Genomic DNA, 20,226 nt, shown 5'->3' with positions numbered 1-20,226 from the left:
GAAATGACAAACCAAATTGTGGAAACAACCAAGTCCAAAATGGATAAGGTCATTAATAGTTTTGAAAATGAATTAATTAAAATTAGAACGGGAAGAGCTAACCCTAATATGTTAGCACATATTATGATTGATTATTACGGAACCTTAACCCCAATTCAACAAACTGCTAATATTATGGTCCCTGAAGCTCGCCAATTAGTTATTAAACCATATGATAAGTCATTAGTTAGCGTAATCGTGGGAGCTATTAATAAATCAGATTTAGGATTAGCCCCAATTGCGGAAGGAGACTTAGTTCGCTTAAACATCCCCCCTTTAACAGAAGACCGTCGAAAAGTTTTAGTGAAAGAGATGTGAAAAGAAGCTGAACATTTCAAAGTGGCAATTCGTAATGAACGCCGTGATGCGAATGACCATATTAAAAAAAGTAGTGATTTATCAGAAGATGATAAAAAATATTATGAAGTAGAAATCCAAAAATTAACTGATAATTATATTAAAATAATTGATGAAAAAGGGAAAACTAAAGAAAAAGAATTAATGGAAGTATAGCAATATACTTTTCTTTATTTTTTCCGTGGGAAGTTTACAGTAAGCTCTTTTCTTTTAATTAAAAAAATATTAAAATTAATACTAGAATAATTTATTAGAGGAAAGTACAATGAATGGTTATGGAATTTTAGGAACAATAATTGCTATTATTATTGGTTATTTATTAGGATCAATTAATTTTAGTATTTTAATTGCAAAATATTTTCATAAGGTTGATATTCAAAAAGTTAACACGGGGAATCCGGGTGCTACAAATATCACAATTACCTTGGGAAAAAAGTGAGGGTTACTAGTTGTATTCTTGGATGGGATTAAAACTATTATTGTGATGTTCATCACTTTTGGAATTAGTTGTATTAGAATTCCCGGAACAAGTTTTAACCTGGGCCAAACAAGTTATTATATTCCAGCGGTGTTTACGATTTTGGGCCATTGTTTTCCGGTGTACCACCATTTCAAAGGGGGCAAAGGAGTAGCTTGTTTTTTAGGTTTCTTATTAATGATTAATCCGTTTTATTTTATAATTTGTGTGGGGTTATGATGAATTATCTATCCGATTACTAAGCGGGTGACTTTTTCTTCCGGGCTTAGTATGTTAACAATTGCCCTAGTTTGTTGGTTACCATGAATTAGTATGATTACAACTGTTAGTGGCGATTACCATGTGATGATGACTAGCAAAGTAGTGTGATTTAATCATTTTCACCAATATAATGACACTGGTTACTGAGATAATTTTATTTTAATTAATGTTTGTTTAGACTTGGCCGCCTTATTAATTGGGATTGTGACTTATTCAAAAAGTAAGATAAAACAAAAACAACTGCATAATTTATCAAACATTAAATAATTATTTAATGTTTTTCTTTTGGAAAAGTACGAAGTACCCTGGAAATATATAGTATAATTTTGTTAAGTAAAATTTAGAAAAGAGGAATGATATTATTAATAAGATTCCACAACATATTGCTATTATTCTTGATGGTAATGGGCGGTGAGCCACATTACGGGGGTTAAGTCGCACAAAAGGCCATGAAGAAGGCGCACGCCGGATTAAAGATGTGGCATTAAAAGCCAATGAAATTGGGGTTAAATATTTAACAATTTATTGTTTTTCCACTGAAAATTGAAAACGAAATTTAGCGGAAGTTAATTATTTAATGACAATGCCCGAACGGTTGTTAAATGATGAGCAAGTTAAAAAATTTCACAAGGAAAATATTAAATTAAATTGAATTGGGCGGCGAACAAAAGTTCCTGCCGCGACAGCTAATGCTTTTTTAAAAGCAATTGCTGACACTAAAAATAATACAGGATTGGTGCTAACCTTTGCCTTTGATTATGGTTCCTTAGAAGAAATTACTCAGGCGGTTATGGCTATTAAAAACGATCCGCGCATTACTACCATTACTGAAGAAGTTATTTTCAACCATTTATATACTAAAGAACTCCCCCCTGTTGATTTACTAATCCGTACTGGGGGTGAGCAACGGTTAAGTAATTTTTTATTACTCCAAAATTATTATGCTGAGTTTTATTTTACAAAAAAATATTGACCAGATTTTAACGGAAATGCTTTAATTGAAGCAATAATAGATTATAATAATAGAGATAGAAGATTTGGGGGAATTAAACTTGATGAATAATATTAAACCAAAAACACCAGATAATAATCAACCACCAGCAAGTGATAATCAACCAGCTGTTGATAATAGCACACCATCACCAAACCAAAAACACTTAATGTTTCAGAAAAAATATCGCCAGCGCTATATTACTTTCGGGGTGCTATTATGTTTTTTAGTGTTATATATGTTTACCGGGGCAATTACTACTGAATGGCAAACAATGGCCCACATTGATGTTGCTAATTATGTTTTTATTATTTTAAATTGTTTAATTTTATGTTTAGTTAACTATGAAATTTTAAAATTAAACGGGGGAAATAAGTGACCAATTTATACCCAAATCATTACTTACCTATTAATTGTGTTCTTATATATTTTACCGGTCGAAAGGGTAAGTGAGGGTTATGCACCAATTAATTTTCCTTTTTATACTTATGCTAATTGAGGATGATTACAAAACTGACTAATTTTTGTGATTTACTTGTTTGTTTTCCTAGTTTACATGGTATTAATATTAAGCGGGAAAGATATTACCTTTGGAAAAATGTTTATTACTTTTGCCTTTAGTATTTATATGATTTTTGCTTTTAAAGCAATGACAAAATTTATGCTAAATCCTAATTTTGGATGAAGTAGTGTTTTATGACTAGCCTTAATTATTATTTTAACCGATACTTTTGCTTTTGTCGGAGGGGTTAGTTATGGGAAACATAAGTTAGCTCCAAATGTTTCACCTAATAAAACTTGAGAGGGAGCGGTTACTGGGACCCTAGTTGCTAGTGCAATTGCGATTGTATATGCAATTTTAATGTTTAAATTTACCGACCAGGCGGATGGCAAATGAGTGTTTGATTTCTTTTCAAATGATAATAGTCAAAATACAATGCGCTATATTATCTATGTGCTATTAGCAATTATTTTATCAATTTTATCGCAATTAGGTGACTTATCATTTTCATGAATTAAACGAAAATATAATATTAAAGATTTTAGTAATTTATTACCTGGGCACGGCGGTGTACTAGACCGTCTTGATTCGTTTTCACTAGTGTTTGTTGTTATGTTTATTATTAGTGCAATTTTAATGAAATAATGCGCGAAATTATTCTTTTTGGTGCTAGTGGAAATATTGGAAGTCAAACACTAAGAATTTTAAAAAATAACCCGCAGGATTTTTGTCTGGTTGCTGTTGGAATGGGGCAGAACTTCTCCAACCTTGCAGCAATAATTAAGAGTTTCCCTAGCATTAAAAAAGTTTGAGTTTTAGCAACCACAAAGGTTAAGCAATTACAACAAAAATATCCCCAACTCGAATTTTTGACTAATAATACTGGGTTTGATCAAATCTTAGCAAGTTATCCCCAGGCACTCGTAGTGAACGCAATTTCTGGATTTGGTGGGTTATACCCCACATTAGCTAGTTTGCAGACTAAAAATCGTCAGTTATTATTAGCTAATAAAGAATCTTTAGTTTTAGCTGGGGATTTGATTAACCAATTAATTACAACCAATAATTGTACGTTGTATCCTGTTGATTCGGAGCACTGTGCAATTTTTCAATGTTTAGAAGCAAATAATCACATTAATAAAATTTTCTTAACTGCTTCGGGGGGAATGTTTTCCCAACTTTCGTTAGCAGAGTTAGCAAAGATTGATGATACCACAGCCTTTTCCCACCCCACTTGAAAAATGGGTGCCAATATTACAATTGATTCTTCAAGTATGATGAATAAAGCATTAGAAATTCTGGAAGCTTACCATCTATTTAAAACTAAAAAGATTGAGGTTTTAATACATCCCCAATCAATTGTTCATTCTGCCGTGCAATATGATGATTATTCAATTATTGCCCAACTATCAGTTCCTAACATGGAACAGGTTATTAGCTATTTTTTATATTATCCAATTCGTAAAAGCCAAGTTACTTTTCAACCCCTTGATTTTAGTAATTTAACATTAACTTTTCAACCAGCAAATGTTAACCGGTGGTTGGCAATTAAATTAGCATATCAATGCTTAGCGCAACCAAACTCTCTGGCGGTGGTTATGAATGCTGCAAATGAAGCTTTACGAGCATTATTCATTGCTAAAAAAATTCGGTTTTACGAGATTGTTCCGTATGTTGAATATTTTATGCAGCATCATCAACCCCGAAATCTCACAAATTATCAAGAAATTAAAGAATTAAATGATATTATTAAAAGGGAAGTTAATAATTTTTTTGAAAAATCTGATTAACAGAAGCGTTCAGACAAATTGGAAATGGGTGAATAAATGTCAGCAGGAATAATTATTTTAGGGTTGTTTTTAGGAATCTTAATTTTATTAATCTTAGTAACAATTCATGAATTTGCTCATTTTATTGTGGCAAAATTAGCTGGAGCATATGTTTATGAATTTGCGATTGGTTTTGGTCCCAAAATTATTTCATGGGGTAAGAAAGAAACCAAATATTCAATTCGAATTTTTCCTTTTGGAGGTTATGTTTATATTGCTAGTGAATTAACTGATCCTCCGAAGGGAAGAGAAGATGAAGTTGTTCCGAAAGCTTGTAAGATGGAAAATATTGCGCGGTGAAAGCGCTTAATTTTCATTGTTGCGGGAGCATTAATGAATTTTTTTATTGCTGTTTTTATATTTACAACCATGTTTGCTGCAACCGGAATGAAAACTAATGATATGACTTATTGAGGTGCCCACTATGATGTTAATGAACCATTGTATAATGCCTTAGTGACTACTAAAAATAAAGAGACTTGTCAGGATGTTGTAATTTTAAATTATTGGTTGGGAACTGATCAAACAAAATTAAAAGTTGCTGCTCAAGAATATAAAACAACCGGAAAAGGAACTCCTGATGTTACCCGGGTTGATATCGGAACCGTTACTAATATTCCTAATTATTACACAACGGTTTATAGTTTTTTAGACCATTTAAAAACCCAATATAATAGTAATGAAAAACATGATGATTTGATTTTACTTAATTATGTATTAGTTAATAAATATCATGAGGTTTATCGTTATAAATCAGACAATGGTGTAGCATTCCGGGATGGAAATTTAACAGAAGCTGTTCCCCTAAAACAAGGAAATAATACTTATGTGGTGGGAATTGCCCCGCCTAATCGTATCTATCAATCAACAGCGCAAGCTTATGGGGCTGGGTGAACAGAAACCTTTAATGAATCAGTAACTATTTTAAAATCATTTGGGTTATTATTTACTGGTCAGTGACAGCAATTATCAGGGCCAGTAGGAATTGCAAAAACAATGTCGACAATTGTCTCCCAAGGACCAGAGCCATTCTTTATGTATGTAGCGATGTTATCGGCGAACTTATTTGTTTTAAACTTAATTCCCATCCCACCGTTAGATGGTTTCAAATTTTTAGAAACAATTGTTGAATCATTAGGAAATGGTTATTTCCGGATTCGCCAACGAATTTTACTATTAAAATATCGCGATGATAGTGATAAAATAAAAGCAATTAAGGAAGAACCAATTGGGAATTGACAATTGCCCCATAAATGAAAGATAGTTATTAATGTCACGGGAGCAGTATTATTTATTGGGTTATTTATTGGAATTACTATTAAAGATGTCTTTTTTTAAAATCTTAATTTAATAACAAGGAGAGGAATACAATGGATCAACAATTAATTAAACTTTTTATTGCTAATGATTTGGAAGTTGATAATGCATATTTTCAAGATGCCAAAGTAGTTAAAAGTGAATATAGTACTACTGATAGTATTTTTCGGATTGTTATTGCTGTTAATGAGTTACTACCAATTAATATTTTAGCGCATGTGGAATCAACATTACGACATAATAAAAAAATCCCCACTAAAATTACATTAGAAATTAATAATTTAAATTATAATATTAGTAATATTTTTGAATATATTGAGTATATTCGTACCCATAAATCGGAAGTTAAACAAAGTTATTTTAATAAGTTAAGCGCTGATAGTTTTCAATTAGATGATAATAATTTAATTGTTCGAGTTACTTCGGAAAGCGAACGCAAATTAGTTAATGAACATTGTTTATATTACCAAAATCATTTACGTCGCTATGGTTTTAAAGATTTAACTTTAACTGTCAAAGTTGAAGCGGTTGAAAATGATATTTTAGCAATTAACCAAGAAGAGATTGATAAAATTAGAGAAAATGTTCATCGCCAGTTAAGTGAGCAACCCCAGATTTCACCAACCGCCCTTAAAAGAGACAGTAATAATAATGGAACAAAACCCCGGAATTTTTATGGCAAAGTTAATTTAGAAGTTCCCACTTATAATAAGATTAAAGACATTGACCATGATGAACCTAATGTTATTATTCATGGGAAAATCTTTGCGAAGGATCGTGTCGCTACAACGACCAAAAAATTTATTTATGTTCTAACAATTACTGATGGTAGTGATTCAATTTCAATTAAGTATTTTACCCGCGATGAAAATCCCGATGAAAATTTAGAGACTCTTAATATTAATGATTGAATTAGTGTGTATGGTGATATTCGTTATGATACTTATGCTAGTGAGCAGGTTATTTTTTCAAAAAAAATTATTAAAATTGAAAAAGAAGAAATTACACGCCTTGATAATGCTCCAGTCAAACGTGTTGAACTTCATACCCACACCAAAATGAGTACGATGGATGGGGTTGTGAATGTTCCTGATTTGTTTAAATTATTATCAAAATGAAATCACCAAGCAATTGCTATTACTGATCACTTAAATATTCAAGTTTTCTCCGAGGTTTATAACACTAGTTTAAAATATCCGGATTTGAAGGTTATTTATGGATTAGAGGCGGATGTGTTAGATGATGTAGTTTGGTATGTTAAAAACCCGCAACAGCATAATTTACGAACAGCAAAATATGTTATTTTTGACTTGGAAACAACGGGGTTAAGTAATGAATATGATGAAATTATTGAATTTGGAGCAGTTATTATGGATGGGATTAGTGGTGAACGAGAAACTATTAATCACTTATTTAAACCAAGTATAAAATTATCTTCGTTCACCACCGAACTAACCGGAATTACTGATGATATGTTACAAGATAAACCAACTTTCTTAGAATCAGTAGATAAGATTTTAGACTATTTTCAAGATGCAATTTTAGTGGCCCATAATGCTGAGTTTGATATTGGGTTTATTCAATCCTGAATTCAAAAAGCAGGGCATCCAAAAATCAATAATACAATAATTGATACTTTGCAATTATCTCGAGCTTTAGAAAGTGGATTAAAAAATTATCGGTTAGGAAGTATTGCTCGCCGCTATAATGTTATTTATAATGAAGAAGTTGCGCACCGCGCGGATTATGATGCTATTGTCTTAGCTGATATTTATGAACATCAACTTCGTAAAATGATTAACGAATTTAATGTTGAAATTGATGACGACTTAAATAAAATTCATAATAACCAAGTTTATCAAAAAATGCGGGCTAAACATTTAACTATTTTAGCAAAAAACCAGTCTGGGATTTTAGATTTGTTTACCTTAGTTACCAAATCACATACTGATTACTTTTATTCTTCACCAAAATTATTAAAAAGTGTTATTAATCAACACCGCAAAAATTTATTAATTGGTTCTTCTTGTGTGAATGGGAAAATTTTTGAATTAGCGCGGAATAAATCAAATGAAGAGTTAGAAGAAGCAATGGCATTTTATGATTATATTGAAGTCCAACCACCAAGTGTTTATAAACACTTAGTACAACTAGGAGATTTAACCCAGGAGCGGTTGCTAACCGTCATTAGTAATATTATTCACATTGCTAAAAAATTAAATAAACTAGTAGTTGCAACAGGGGATGTCCACTATTTAAATCCCGAAGACAAAATCTTCCGTGAAGTTTATATTCATTCAAAAGGAATTGGGGGAAAACCGCACCCTTTATTTGACTATAAAAATCGGATTAGCGAGTATCCTGAGCAATTTTTACGAACAACCAATGAAATGCTTGCAGAGTTTAATTTCTTAAATGATGAAAAATTAGCATATGAAATTGTGGTTGAAAATACTAATAAGATTGCTGATCAAATTGAAAAAGTTCAAATTATTAAAGATAAACTATATACTCCATCAATTGAAGGTAGTGACCAGTTATTAAAAGAATTATGTTATAAAAATGCTTATGCAAAATATGGGAACCCGCTGCCAAAAATTGTTGCTGAGCGTTTAGAAAGTGAATTAACTGCAATTATTAAACATGGGTTTGGGGTTATTTATTGAATTGCCCATAAACTAGTTGATAAATCATTACGTGATGGTTATTTAGTTGGATCACGGGGAAGTGTGGGAAGTAGTTTTGTTGCCACTATGAGTGCGATTACCGAAGTTAACCCTTTACAACCCCATTATATTTGTGCGAACTGCCGTTATAGTGAATTTATTACAGATGGAAGTGTGCGGTGTGGTTATGACTTAGTTGACAAGGGATGCCCCCAATGTCAAAATATTATGCACGGAGAAGGTCATGACATTCCGTTCGAAACATTCCTTGGTTTTGAAGCAGACAAGGTCCCTGATATTGATTTAAACTTTTCTGGAGAATACCAACCAGTGGCCCATGATTTTACCAAAGAAATGTTTGGGGAACGCAGTGTTTATCGTGCTGGAACAATTTCTACAGTGGCCCAAAAAACAGCATTTGGTTATGTTCGAGGATATTTTGAAGCCAAAAATATTCTACATTTAAAACGAAAAAGTGAAATTGAGCGGATTACTAAAGCTTGTGAAGGGGTTAAAAGAACTACCGGTCAACACCCGGGTGGAATTGTTGTTATTCCCAATGAGTACCAAGTGGAAGCTTTTACGCCGGTTAACTTTCCCGCTGATGATACGACATCTAGTTGGCTAACTACCCACTTTGATTTTCACGCTATTCATGATAACGTCTTAAAACTTGATATTTTAGGACATGTCGACCCCACTGTTCTAAAAATGTTACAAGATTTAACTGGGGTTGATCCTAAAACAATTCCGACAAATGATCCCGCGGTGTTAAGTCTCTTTCAAAATTTAGATAGTTTAAAAATTAGTCCGGAAGATATTAATAATGAAAAAACGGGAGCGATTGGAATCCCCGAATTTGGGACTGGTTTTGTTCGCAAGATGTTATTAGACACGAAACCATCATCATTTGCTGATTTAGTCCAAGTTTCGGGGTTATCGCACGGAACTGATGTTTGAATTGGGAACGCCCAAGATCTAATTAAAAACCATAATATTACAATTTCCCAAGTTATTGGTTGTCGAGATGACATTATGGTTAACTTAATTTATAAAGGGTTACCTGCTAAAAGTGCTTTTAAAATTATGGAAGATGTCCGTAAAGGACGAGGATTAACTCCTGAGCATGTTGAGCTAATGAAAGAACATAATGTTGAACAATGATATATTGATTCATGTAACAAAATTAAATATATGTTCCCCAAAGCGCATGCCACTGCTTATGTTTTAATGGCGTGAAGAATTGCTTGGTTTAAAATTAATTACCCGGTTGAATATTATGCCACATATTTTTCAACCCGCACTGATGTGTTTGACATTAAAACAATCTTAAAAGGGAAAGCGACCATCCAAAATGTTTTACGTGACATTCAAACTCGTTTAGAATCAAAAGACTTTAATATGCTTAATAAACCTTCGCAAAAAGAAAAAGACCTAATTCCTGTTTACGAAGTTGCGTTAGAAATGTATGCCCGTGGAATTAAAATGAAAAATATTGATTTGCAAACTAGTGATATAAAGAATTTTAAAGTTATTGTTGAAAATGGTGAAAAAATAATTTTACCACCATTTGCGACGATTGATGGTTTGGGCGAAGCAGTCGGGGAAAGTATTGTCTCAGCACGGAATACTAAACAATTTATTTCAATTAATGATTTACAAAAAAGAACTAATATTACCAAAGCACATATGCAAGCTTTTGAAGAATTAGGAATTCTAAATCATCTTTCTGAGGATGATCAAATAACATTTAATTTTTAAAAATAAAAAGTACTTCTAAAATTATTAGGAAGTACTTTCTAATTTATATTTGTTAGTTTGCTTGAGGTTAACATTTTGTTTTGGCATTATCAGAATCGATGCCAAACTAATAACTAAACTACAAAAACTTAATCAATTAGTAGTTGTTACTTCTAATTGGTAAGAACTAGTAAAAATAGTAAAGGAAACTATTTTAAAGATAACCGCGGGGACAATGAGAATTTCGCTCATTACAATACTAAACAGTAAACTTCAAAAGTAAATTTTTTTTATTTGTTTATTTTTAATTAAAAGATTAAGCAAATAACTATTTAAACTAGTAATTAAAATAAAGATTAAAAATATTAAAGTGGTATATAAAATTTCCCAATTTGAAATAATCATTAGTCCACCAACTTTCCATATTTTTGGTAGTAATGCGGACTATTAGGATTAAAGGAAGCAAATTGATAGCCCTTATTTTTTAAAATCCGAATTAATTCTGGGAGTCATATTTTTGCATAATTACGAGTATGACAAACAAAAATCTGACCGGGATGTAGATGGGATAAATATTCATGCAAGATTTTATTTTTTCCAGCGCGTTTTTCATTATAGTCAGTTCCTAAATAGCCCCGAATGAAATATTTATTGTTAGTTTTTTGCCCGATATAATCCATTCCATTAAAATATTGCAAATATGCAAACCGCGTGGGGACCAACTCGGGGGTAATTGTTATCTTTAAAATATTTTGATAAATTTTTTGTAATAATTTATAAGTATGGTTTAATTCTTGAACCGCTAATTTTTGGCGACTAAGATAATTAAGATGGGAATAAGTATGACTGCCAATCCAAGAATGACTTGGTCCGGTTAAAATTCTTCGTTGGAGAGCTAAATATTTATTAGCAATGTTGGGGTCTTTGTTATAAAGACGTTGGTCAATATTCCGTCCAATTTGAAAAAACATCCCACTAACTTTTTCTTTTTCTAAAATATCAAGAATTGCATTGTCGGCACTTGCTTCGGGTCCATCATCAAAGGTTAACATCACTACTTTTTGCTTAGTATTAATCCGGTTTACCTCGTAATTATATATTTTATGGGTGTTAACTAAAATATTTAAAATTAAGATAAATATTGTTAAAGTACTAATAGTTAAAAGTAGTAAAATTTTAATTTTTACTTTCATCGAATTTTCCTCTTGTTTTTTCTTTATGAAAGTAGTATATATGATTTTTTGATAATAATTAATTATTTAATGTCAATTTTATAGAAAAGATGAGCCATTAAATCCTCAAATTATTGTTATCTAAGATATAATTATTGTAAAGAAACTGGAAGTGATAAAATGAAAGAAATTAAATCAGGTTTTGTAGCGATTGTTGGTCGTCCAAATGTTGGGAAGTCAACTTTATTAAATACTATTTTACATAATAAAGTAGCAATTGTTACTCCAAAAGCACAAACCACAAGAAACCGGATTCAAGGGATTTATAATGACAATGAAAGCCAAATTGTTTTTATGGACACCCCTGGGGTTCACAAAGCAAAACATGAAATGGGAAAGTTTATGAATAAAGTTGCTTTATCATCAACCAAATCAGCCGATGTTATTTTATTTTTAACTCCTGCCAATGAAAGAATTGGTGATAATGACCAGTTTATTTTAAAAGCAATTCAAGAACGGAATGTTCCGATAATTTTAGTTATTACAAAATCAGATTTGGTTAAAAAAGATGATTTGGTTCTTAAAATTACCGAATGAAATAAGTTGGCTAAATTTGACGAAGTAATCCCAATCTCTAGTCTCCAAAATGAAAATATTACCCAATTATTAACCTTAATTAAATCTAATTTACAACTAGGACCTCAGTATTATCCCGACGATGTTTTAACCGACCAACCCGAAAAATTCTTAATAAGAGAAATTATTCGAGAAAAAATTCTGTTATTAACCGAAGAAGAAATTCCTCATAGTGTTGCTATCTTAATTGATCAGTTTGAAGAACAAGATAATTTATTAAAAATTATGGCATCAATTTGTGTTGAAAGAACTTCCCAAAAGGGAATTATTATTGGGAAACAAGGGAAAATGATTAAAGAAATTGGAACCAAAGCCCGCTTAGAGTTAGAACAAATTTTAAATACCAAAATCTTTTTGGAATTATTTGTGAAAGTGGTGGAAAAATGGCGCGAAAAAGCATCAATGATTGCCAAATTAGGGTATAACAAAGAAAGTTATTAGTTTTGAATGGTTAGTCAAACTGTTGGCATTGTTATTAATACGCGTGATTATCATGAATTTGACCAAATTATCACCATTTTTTCCTTAGGATATGGGAAGGTTTCTTTTTATGCACCAGGTGTAAAAAAGAATAATTCAAAAAATAAATATTCTTTACAATTGTTTTGTGAATCAGAATTTGAATTATTTTTAACTTATCACGATGATAAATTAAGTAAATTAAAAACCGGAAATTTATTAACATCCCATTTATTCCTAGCTAATAATTATAATGATTATTTATTAGGAGTATTAGTATGTGAAATTACCGATCAGGGTTTTGAACCACGGGATAGTGATCCTCAATATTATTATCTTTTAAAACAAACCTTAAATTATTTAACTTCTGCAGAGGATAATTTAATTGTTGTTGTAATGTTAATGTTTTATAGTTTGCGATTTTTTGGCGTCCAATGAAAGTTATTATTTTGTACGCGCTGCTTTAGTAAAAAAAATATTAAAACTATTAGTTTTAGTGAAGAGGGCTTAATTTGCAAAAACTGTTGGCAACATGGTGAAGTTGTTTTTAGGGTCGATTTAATTAAGGATATTATGCAATGACAAACTTTAGAACAGATTAATTTTAGCACCTTAGTTAAGTATAAAACTAATAATGAAATTATACTTCTTTTTCGGATGCTTTGCGAATATTACCAAGATAAAATTGGTTTGTTTTCTTATAGTATTTTTGAAATGAAGAAAAAATCGATTTATTTTAAATAATAACATAGTATAATAATTTTTAGAGTAATACTTTATATACAAGAGAGGAAAAGAAAAATTAATGAAATATTCTTTAGAAGAAGTTGTTAATCATTTAAAAACCCAAGGATTTGTTTTTCAAGGTAGTGAAATTTATGGTGGTTTAGCAAATACCTGAGATTTTGGACCATTAGGAGTTGAAGTTGAACGAAATTTAAAAAGTCAATGGTGAGATTTTTTTATTACAAAATCAAAATTTAATGTTGGCTTAGATAGCGCAATTTTAATGAATAATAATGTCTGGAAAGCATCGGGACATTTAGGACATTTTTCTGATCCATTATTAGATTGTAAAAATTGTAAATCCCGTATGCGTGCTGACAAATTAATTGAGGAGGCTTATCCTGCGGTTAATCCCGGGGGATGAACTAATGAGGAATTGTCTGCTTTTATTGAAGAAAAACACATTTTATGTCCTATTTGCCATGCCCATGATTTTACTCCTATTCGTCAGTTTGAATTAATGTTTAAAACCAACCAGGGGGTTTTACAAGATGAAAAATCAGTTGTTTATTTACGTCCCGAAACTGCCCAGGGAATTTTTGTTAACTTTAAAAATATTCAACGTTCTTTACGCAAGAAATTACCATTTGGTGTTGGTCAAATTGGGAAGTCATTTCGTAATGAAATTACCCCAGGAAACTTTATTTTCCGTACTCGTGAATTTGAACAAATGGAATTAGAATTTTTCTTTGACCCCCAGGATGAAACTGACTGGTTTGAATATTGACTAGACCAAGTTAAATTATTTTTACAAAAAATTGGTTTACAACAACAAAACTATGTTTTACGTGAGCATGACCCCAAAGAATTAGCCCACTATGCAAAACGAACAGTTGATGTTGAATATAAATTTCCTTTTGGTCAAGGGGAATTATGAGGAATTGCCAACCGAACAGATTATGATCTAAAACGTCATAGTGAATTTTCAAAACAAGATTTAACATATTTAAACCAAGAAACTAATACTAAGGTATTTCCTTATGTAATTGAACCGTCAGTTGGGGTTGGCCGTTTAATGTTAGCATTATTATATGATGCTTATTGTGTGGAAACCATTAATGATAATGACACCCGTGTGGTGTTAAAATTAAATCCGCACTTGGCTCCATATCAAATTGCTATTATTCCGTTAAGTAAGCAATTAAATGACCATGCTTACCAATTATATGAAGAATTATTAGAAAAATATCATTGTATCTACGATGAAACTGGAAATATTGGGAAACGTTATCGCCGCCAAGATGCGATTGGAACACCATATTGTGTTACTTTTGACTTTGATAGTTTAGAAGATCAGAAAGTTACGGTCCGCGATCGTGATACAACAGAACAAACAAGAATTGAGATTAGTAAATTATCAGCATATTTAGATAAGTTATTAAATAAATAATTTTAATAAGGAGGGATGCTTATGGCGTTAGTCAGTAACGAAAAAATTGATTTAATTCGTTCAAAAGTTGATATTGTGGCAATTATTTCCCAATATTTAAAACTAGAAAAGCGGGGACGAAATTACTGAGCAGTATGTCCTTTTCACCAAGACTCACATCCTTCAATGAGCATTTCTCCCGAAAAGCAAATTTATCGTTGCTTTGCTTGTTCAGCGGGGGGTAATGTCTTTACTTTTTTACAAGAATATAAAAATATTCCTTTTGTTGAGGTTTTAAAAGAATTAGCCGCAATTGCCGGAGTTTCTTTAACAGAACTTGATAGCTATCAAGTTAAAGCACGCTATGATGACCTTGACAAAAAAATTTTTGCTTTGAATGAAGTTGTTAAAACCTATTTTATTAATAATTTAAATACTAAAAAAGGTCAGAGCGCGCGGGAATACTTAACAAATCGCCATATTGATCATCAGCAAATTGAAGAATTTATGATTGGTTATGCGGATAACACTCCGGATAGTTTGTACCAATTCTTGCTACAGAAAGGTTATCATATTAATGAGATGGAAGCCGCTGGGGTAGTTTCAATTAAAAATGGTAAAGTTTATGATTATTTTAATAACCGGGTAATGTTTCCGATTTTAGATGATGAAAATAACCTAATTGGTTTTTCGGGTCGGGTTTTAACAAGTACTGCGCACCAAGTAAAATATTTAAATACTCCTGAAACAAAAGTTTTTAAAAAAGAACAACTAATGTATAACATTCAAAATGCAAAACTAGAAGCTCGAAAGTTAGGGTACATGATTTTATTAGAAGGTTATATGGATGTTATTAGTTTAACCAAGATCGATATTAAAAATACTGTCGCTTTGATGGGTACTAATTTAAGTTCATATCACCTGCAAGCTTTAAAGAAAGTTACCAATGAATGTTTAATCTTTTTAGATGGTGATACTCCTGGGGTAAAGGCAAGTTTAAAAGCCGCTGGTAAATTATTAGCTAATAATTTTAAGGTTAAAATTGTTAATAATGAAACAAACCAGGATCCCGATGAATTAGTGAATAGTGGCCAGGTTGATGTTATTAGTGCGATGATTGCAAAAGCAACCCATCCTGTTAGTTTTGCAATTAGTTATTATCATTCGCGGTTTAATTTAACCGATGGTAATGAACTCCAAGAATTTATTAACATTGTGGGACCCTTAATTAAAGCAACCGATAATGCGATTGAGCAAGAATTATATATTAATAATTTAGCCCAAGTCACTAATATTGGGAAAGAAACTTTAATTAGTCAAATTAATAATCTTAAAAGTCCCCAGCCAGCAAAGGTTCCTAAACAAGTCCCAGCAGATTTACCTTATTCCCAAAAAATTAAGAAAACATCAGTTAATCCGAAAACAATAACCCAAAATGCGTTGGCTTATAAAATTAAAACTCTAAAACGATATTTATTAGCTGAACAACAAATGATTTTACAATTATTAAATTCACGGAAGGCTGCTGATTTTTATGAAAAGAAAATTAGCATTTTAAATGATAATGATAATCGGCTAATTGCTAATTATATTATTGACTATTACCATAGACATTTGGACCAAGAAAGTGTTAATATTAATATGTTGTGTAATGAAATTAATGAGGAAAAGTTAATTAACCAATTAACAACCATCCTCAATAGTTCAACATTTAAAACTGAATATAATACAAAAGCATTAGAAGACTATGCCATTTTAATAAATGATTTTGCAACGGAAAAAGAGATTGCAATGCTAAGGGCTAAATTAAAAAAAACAACTGATATTATGGAACAACAAGTAATATCAACTGAAATTGACAAAATGAATTTAAGATTAAAATTTAAGAAGGGGTAAAAAATTATGATGTTATCAAAAAAAGAAGTTAAAAACATGAAATCATTTGAAGAATTTAAGGAATATATTAATAAATTTCTTGAAGAAAACAACAATGAAATTGAACAAGAAAAAGTATTAGAGTTAATTAATGAACATTTTGAATTAGAAGATAATGATGTTGATGAATATTTTGAAGAATTATTGGCTAATGGTGTTGAATTTAGTGATGTAAATTTAGACGCCGAAGATTTAACCGAAGATTTAGAAGATGACTCGGCAACAATTAGCGAAGAAAAAACTACAAAAAAACCTCGCGAAGATCGCATTAAATATAAAGTCGGGGGAATTTCTAACGAAACAAAAATTCAAGATATTATTAAAGCTTATTTTAATGTGTTAGGGACAAGTAAAATTTTAACGCGAGATGAAGAAATTAAATATGCTAAAATGTTAGAATCTAGTGATCCTGAAGAAAAAAAATATGGTCGTGAAAAATTAATTACTTCTAACTTAAAACTTGTAGTTTCTGTGGCCCGAAAACATTTAAACCGTGGTTTAGATTTTTCTGATTTAATTGAAGAAGGCAATATTGGGTTAATGAAAGCAGTTGATAAGTTTGACTATACGAGAGGATTTAAATTTTCAACTTATGCAACGTGATGAATTCGTCAAGCCATTACCAGAGCCATTGCCGACCAGGGACGAACAATCCGAATTCCTGTTCATATGGTTGAAACAATTAACAAGTTAACAAGAATTGAACGGCAACTAACCCAAGAATTAGGAAGGGAACCTACTTTTGATGAAATTGCTGACCGCATGGGTCAAGGAATGACGGGGGAAAAAGTTCGGGAAATTAAACGATTATCAATTGAACCAGTGTCATTAGAAAAACCAATTGGAGATGAAGATGATACGCATTTTGGAGACTTTGTTGATGATAAAGATATTTTTACTCCGGATGAATATGCTGAAAAAGAATCATTACGCGAAGTTATTGATGAAGTTTTTCATGAAATTTTATCTGCTCGAGAAGAAAAGGTAATTCGTATGCGCTTTGGAATTTTACCAACAAAATTACGAACTGTGTTACGCTTAGCAAAAGAATGTGAAGATGAATCATTCCCTGAACTTGTGCAAACTGTTAAAAGTTTAGATATTCATTATGACACTCCGATTGAAAAAGTTCAAAGTCGTAAAAATAAAATTATTGATAAACACTTATCAAAATATGATTCGCCAAAAATATTAGAAGAGGTTGGAAAAGAGTTTAAAGTTACCCGTGAACGGATTCGTCAGATTGAAGCTAAAACAATTCGTAAGTTTAAACCTAATCAGTCAAATTCAAAAGCAAAAGTTTTGAAAGATTTCTTTAAAGGATAACACAATGGAAATTTTGTCAGAACGCTTATTGCTAATTGCTAAACAAGTTAATCATAATGATGTTATTTGTGATATTGGAACTGACCATGCGTTAATTCCAATTTATTTAGCAAGAGGTAATTTAATTACCAAAGCATATGCTTGTGATATTGCTGAACAACCTCTTGAACAAGCAAAAAAAAATATTGCTAAATATAAAGTTGGCGAAGTAATTACTCCCGTATTAGCAGATGGACTAACGGGGGTAAAGGAAATTGCTATTGATAGTTGTATTATTTCGGGATTAGGAAGTAACACAATTTTAACAATTTTAGAACAAGATGCTGATAATATTGAACGATATATTCTTTGTCCAAATGATGATGCCAATTTACTTCGCCAGTGGGTGAAAACACAGCATTATTTTTTAGAACAAGAATTAATTATGAAAGAAAATGATCTTATTTATGAAATTCTTGTTATTAATAAATCAGCTGGGAAAAAAGTTAAAAACCAAAAAGATATTATGTTTGGACCAATTTTACGCAAAGAAAAAAGCGCGATTTTTAAAGAAAAGTGGTTATTAAAAGTGGTTCATTATCAAAGTTTATTAGAAAAGGTTCCTGTCAAATCAACGAAAGCCAAAGAATTAACACAAAAAATTAAATTAATTAATAAGGTGATTTAAGATGCAAGCCAAAGCGATTTTTAAAATAATTGAAAAAGATTTTTCAAAGAAACTTGCCTGTAAATGAGATCCCACTGGCTATCAGTATGGTAAACCAACAACCCAAGTTAATAAAATTTTAGTAGCCTTAGATTTAACAACCGCCGTTATTAAAAAAGCAGTGGCGGAAAAGGTAAACTTAATAATTACCCATCATCCTTTTGTATTCAATAAATTGAAACAAGAAAAACAGGATGTTACTAAAAAACCAATTTTTCAGTTATTAGATCAATACCAAATTGTAGTTTATGCAACACATACTAATTATGACAGCCAATTAGCAAACGGGATGAATAGTTTAATTCTCCAGAATCTTGGATGTCAAAATATTATTAACCTAGCCCATGATAATATTGCTAAACAAGGGAGGCTACCAGTGCCATTAAACTATCAAGATATTATTACCAAGCTAAAAAATATTTTTCAAATTCCGGTGGTTCAACATAATATTAGTGATTTAACCACAAAAATTAGGACAATTGCCATTTGTACTGGTGCTGGTGGTAGTATCATCCATCGGTTAACTGATAAGATTGACTTGTTTATTACTGGTGAAATTAAATGAAATGAGTGGCTAAAATTTGATGAACAACAAATTCCCGTTGTTTGTTTTAACCATTATATGGAAAATTATTATACTAACCATTTTAGTGAATATTTAAAGGGAAAATTACCAAAACCAATTGATATTATTCCATATCAAATTAAAAACATTATTAACTATTATTAATAATGTTTTTTTATGGTAAATTTTCTAAATATTTAATAACTTCTAATTGCAGTAAGCTAGGAGTCGAAGCACCCGCGGTAACAGCCACGGTAGTAACATTTGTTAACCACCCCGGATTAATATCATTTTTATCATTAATGCGATAGGATTTAATATTAATACTTTCACCCATTTCCACTAATTTATTAGTATTATTACTCCGTTCATCTCCAACAACTAATAACAGTTGAACTTCGTGGGGATTCAAGTTTAAGACAGCATTTTGACGTTCTAAGGTAGCATTACATAAATCATTTTTAAAAAGAATACGATTTCCAAAGATATTTTTTAATTTGTTAACAATTTCTTCAATATCAATTTTGGAAAGGGTAGTTTGATTAGTAACTAAGATTGGTTTGTGGGGGTCAACTTTATCAATTATTTTATCAACATTGGCCAAGGTGGTTACTAAATGAATTCGTGAGTCAATTGACATTATGGCATTGGTCTCTGGGTGATAATCTTTCCCAATAAAAATTATTTCATAATCTTTGGTAAGGTATTCTTTAATTAAATCTTTGGTTGCTGTTACTCATTCACATTCAGTATCAATCAGGATAATATTCTTAGCTTGTGCAACATCCTTAATTTTTTCATGACTTCCATGGGCACTTAATACCACTACCGAATTATTAGGCAGGGTTTGTAGAATTGCCAAGCGATCTTGTTTGAAATCATTAATCGGAATAATTCCTAAGTTAGTAATTTCATTAACAACATGATGATTATGAACTAAAAACCCAAGCATATAAATTTGCTGTCCGGGATAATTCTTAATGGCATCTTTCGCCATTTTAATTGATTTAACAACCCCAAAGCAATATCCCCGGGGTGTTACTTTAATGACATTCACTGTTTTTCACCTACTTATATATAAATTAATCATAA

17 protein-coding genes are annotated in these 20,226 nt (G+C 31.1%); 14 read left to right on the top strand and 3 right to left on the bottom strand.

Annotated elements, in window-relative coordinates; translation table 4 throughout:
• The first annotated feature begins 3 nt into the window (after positions 1-3).
• The 7 genes from frr (at position 4) to SERIO_RS04305 (ending at position 10,201) form a co-directional block, all read left to right on the top strand.
• Positions 4-552, top strand: a complete 549-nt coding sequence (gene frr / locus SERIO_RS04335; protein ID WP_047791635.1) for a ribosome recycling factor — start codon at positions 4-6, stop codon at positions 550-552.
• Between the two features lie 109 nt (positions 553-661).
• Positions 662-1,402, top strand: coding sequence for a glycerol-3-phosphate acyltransferase (locus tag SERIO_RS04330; protein ID WP_047791634.1), 741 nt, complete (start codon positions 662-664; stop codon positions 1,400-1,402).
• A gap of 73 nt (positions 1,403-1,475) precedes the next feature.
• A complete protein-coding gene (gene uppS, locus SERIO_RS04325) occupies positions 1,476-2,198 on the top strand; it encodes a polyprenyl diphosphate synthase (protein ID WP_330217077.1) in 723 nt (240 codons plus the stop codon).
• On the top strand, positions 2,191-3,273 hold the full coding sequence (locus SERIO_RS04320) for a phosphatidate cytidylyltransferase (RefSeq protein ID WP_079450802.1): 1,083 nt from the start codon (positions 2,191-2,193) through the stop codon (positions 3,271-3,273). Before uppS ends, SERIO_RS04320 begins: the two co-directional genes overlap by 8 nt.
• Complete coding sequence (gene dxr / locus SERIO_RS04315; RefSeq protein WP_047791632.1) at positions 3,273-4,418, top strand: 1-deoxy-D-xylulose-5-phosphate reductoisomerase; 1,146 nt, start codon at positions 3,273-3,275, stop codon at positions 4,416-4,418. Before SERIO_RS04320 ends, dxr begins: the two co-directional genes overlap by 1 nt.
• A gap of 36 nt (positions 4,419-4,454) precedes the next feature.
• Positions 4,455-5,795 (top strand): site-2 protease family protein, encoded by a 1,341-nt coding sequence (locus SERIO_RS04310; RefSeq protein WP_047791631.1) that lies wholly within the window; start codon positions 4,455-4,457, stop codon positions 5,793-5,795.
• A gap of 32 nt (positions 5,796-5,827) precedes the next feature.
• The gene (locus tag SERIO_RS04305) at positions 5,828-10,201 is read left to right on the top strand and encodes a PolC-type DNA polymerase III (RefSeq protein ID WP_047791630.1); all 4,374 of its coding nucleotides are present in this window, start codon (positions 5,828-5,830) and stop codon (positions 10,199-10,201) included.
• A 24-nt stretch (positions 10,202-10,225) separates the two neighbouring features.
• On the opposite strand, the gene SERIO_RS04300 is transcribed toward SERIO_RS04305, so the two are convergent.
• Both SERIO_RS04300 and SERIO_RS04295 read right to left on the bottom strand, forming a co-directional pair.
• Complete coding sequence (locus SERIO_RS04300; RefSeq protein ID WP_047791629.1) at positions 10,226-10,585, bottom strand: hypothetical protein; 360 nt, start codon at positions 10,583-10,585, stop codon at positions 10,226-10,228.
• Positions 10,585-11,373 carry a polysaccharide deacetylase family protein gene (locus SERIO_RS04295; RefSeq protein ID WP_047791628.1) on the bottom strand — a complete coding sequence of 263 codons (789 nt, stop codon included), beginning with the start codon at positions 11,371-11,373 and terminating at the stop codon, positions 10,585-10,587. Before SERIO_RS04295 ends, SERIO_RS04300 begins: the two co-directional genes overlap by 1 nt.
• A 159-nt stretch (positions 11,374-11,532) precedes the next feature.
• Between SERIO_RS04295 and era the strand changes: the two genes are divergently transcribed.
• From era to SERIO_RS04260, 7 genes are all read left to right on the top strand, one after another.
• Positions 11,533-12,429, top strand: coding sequence for a GTPase Era (gene era / locus SERIO_RS04290; protein ID WP_047791627.1), 897 nt, complete (start codon positions 11,533-11,535; stop codon positions 12,427-12,429).
• A 6-nt stretch (positions 12,430-12,435) separates the two neighbouring features.
• On the top strand, positions 12,436-13,191 hold the full coding sequence (recO, locus tag SERIO_RS04285; RefSeq protein ID WP_047791626.1) for a DNA repair protein RecO: 756 nt from the start codon (positions 12,436-12,438) through the stop codon (positions 13,189-13,191).
• A 61-nt stretch (positions 13,192-13,252) separates the two neighbouring features.
• Complete coding sequence (locus SERIO_RS04280) at positions 13,253-14,623, top strand: glycine--tRNA ligase (protein ID WP_047791625.1); 1,371 nt, start codon at positions 13,253-13,255, stop codon at positions 14,621-14,623.
• Between the two features lie 21 nt (positions 14,624-14,644).
• Complete coding sequence (dnaG, locus tag SERIO_RS04275) at positions 14,645-16,498, top strand: DNA primase (protein ID WP_047791624.1); 1,854 nt, start codon at positions 14,645-14,647, stop codon at positions 16,496-16,498.
• Positions 16,499-16,504: 6 nt separating this feature from the next.
• Positions 16,505-17,863, top strand: coding sequence for a sigma-70 family RNA polymerase sigma factor (locus SERIO_RS04270; RefSeq protein WP_047791623.1), 1,359 nt, complete (start codon positions 16,505-16,507; stop codon positions 17,861-17,863).
• 4 nt (positions 17,864-17,867) lie between these two features.
• The gene (locus tag SERIO_RS04265; protein WP_047791622.1) at positions 17,868-18,530 is read left to right on the top strand and encodes a tRNA (adenine(22)-N(1))-methyltransferase; all 663 of its coding nucleotides are present in this window, start codon (positions 17,868-17,870) and stop codon (positions 18,528-18,530) included.
• Between the two features lies 1 nt (position 18,531).
• Positions 18,532-19,299: a Nif3-like dinuclear metal center hexameric protein gene (locus tag SERIO_RS04260; protein WP_047791621.1), complete on the top strand. Its 768-nt coding sequence runs from the start codon at positions 18,532-18,534 to the stop codon at positions 19,297-19,299.
• Between the two features lie 10 nt (positions 19,300-19,309).
• On the opposite strand, the gene ispH is transcribed toward SERIO_RS04260, so the two are convergent.
• Positions 19,310-20,191 carry a 4-hydroxy-3-methylbut-2-enyl diphosphate reductase gene (gene ispH, locus SERIO_RS04255; RefSeq protein WP_047791620.1) on the bottom strand — a complete coding sequence of 294 codons (882 nt, stop codon included), beginning with the start codon at positions 20,189-20,191 and terminating at the stop codon, positions 19,310-19,312.
• Between the last annotated feature and the right edge of the window lie 35 nt (positions 20,192-20,226).

It is taken from the genome of Spiroplasma eriocheiris (assembly GCF_001029265.1).
Taxonomy (GTDB): Bacteria; Bacillota_I; Bacilli_A; order Mycoplasmatales; family Mycoplasmataceae; genus Spiroplasma; species Spiroplasma eriocheiris.
This window is presented reverse-complemented; position numbering and strand designations above follow the sequence as displayed.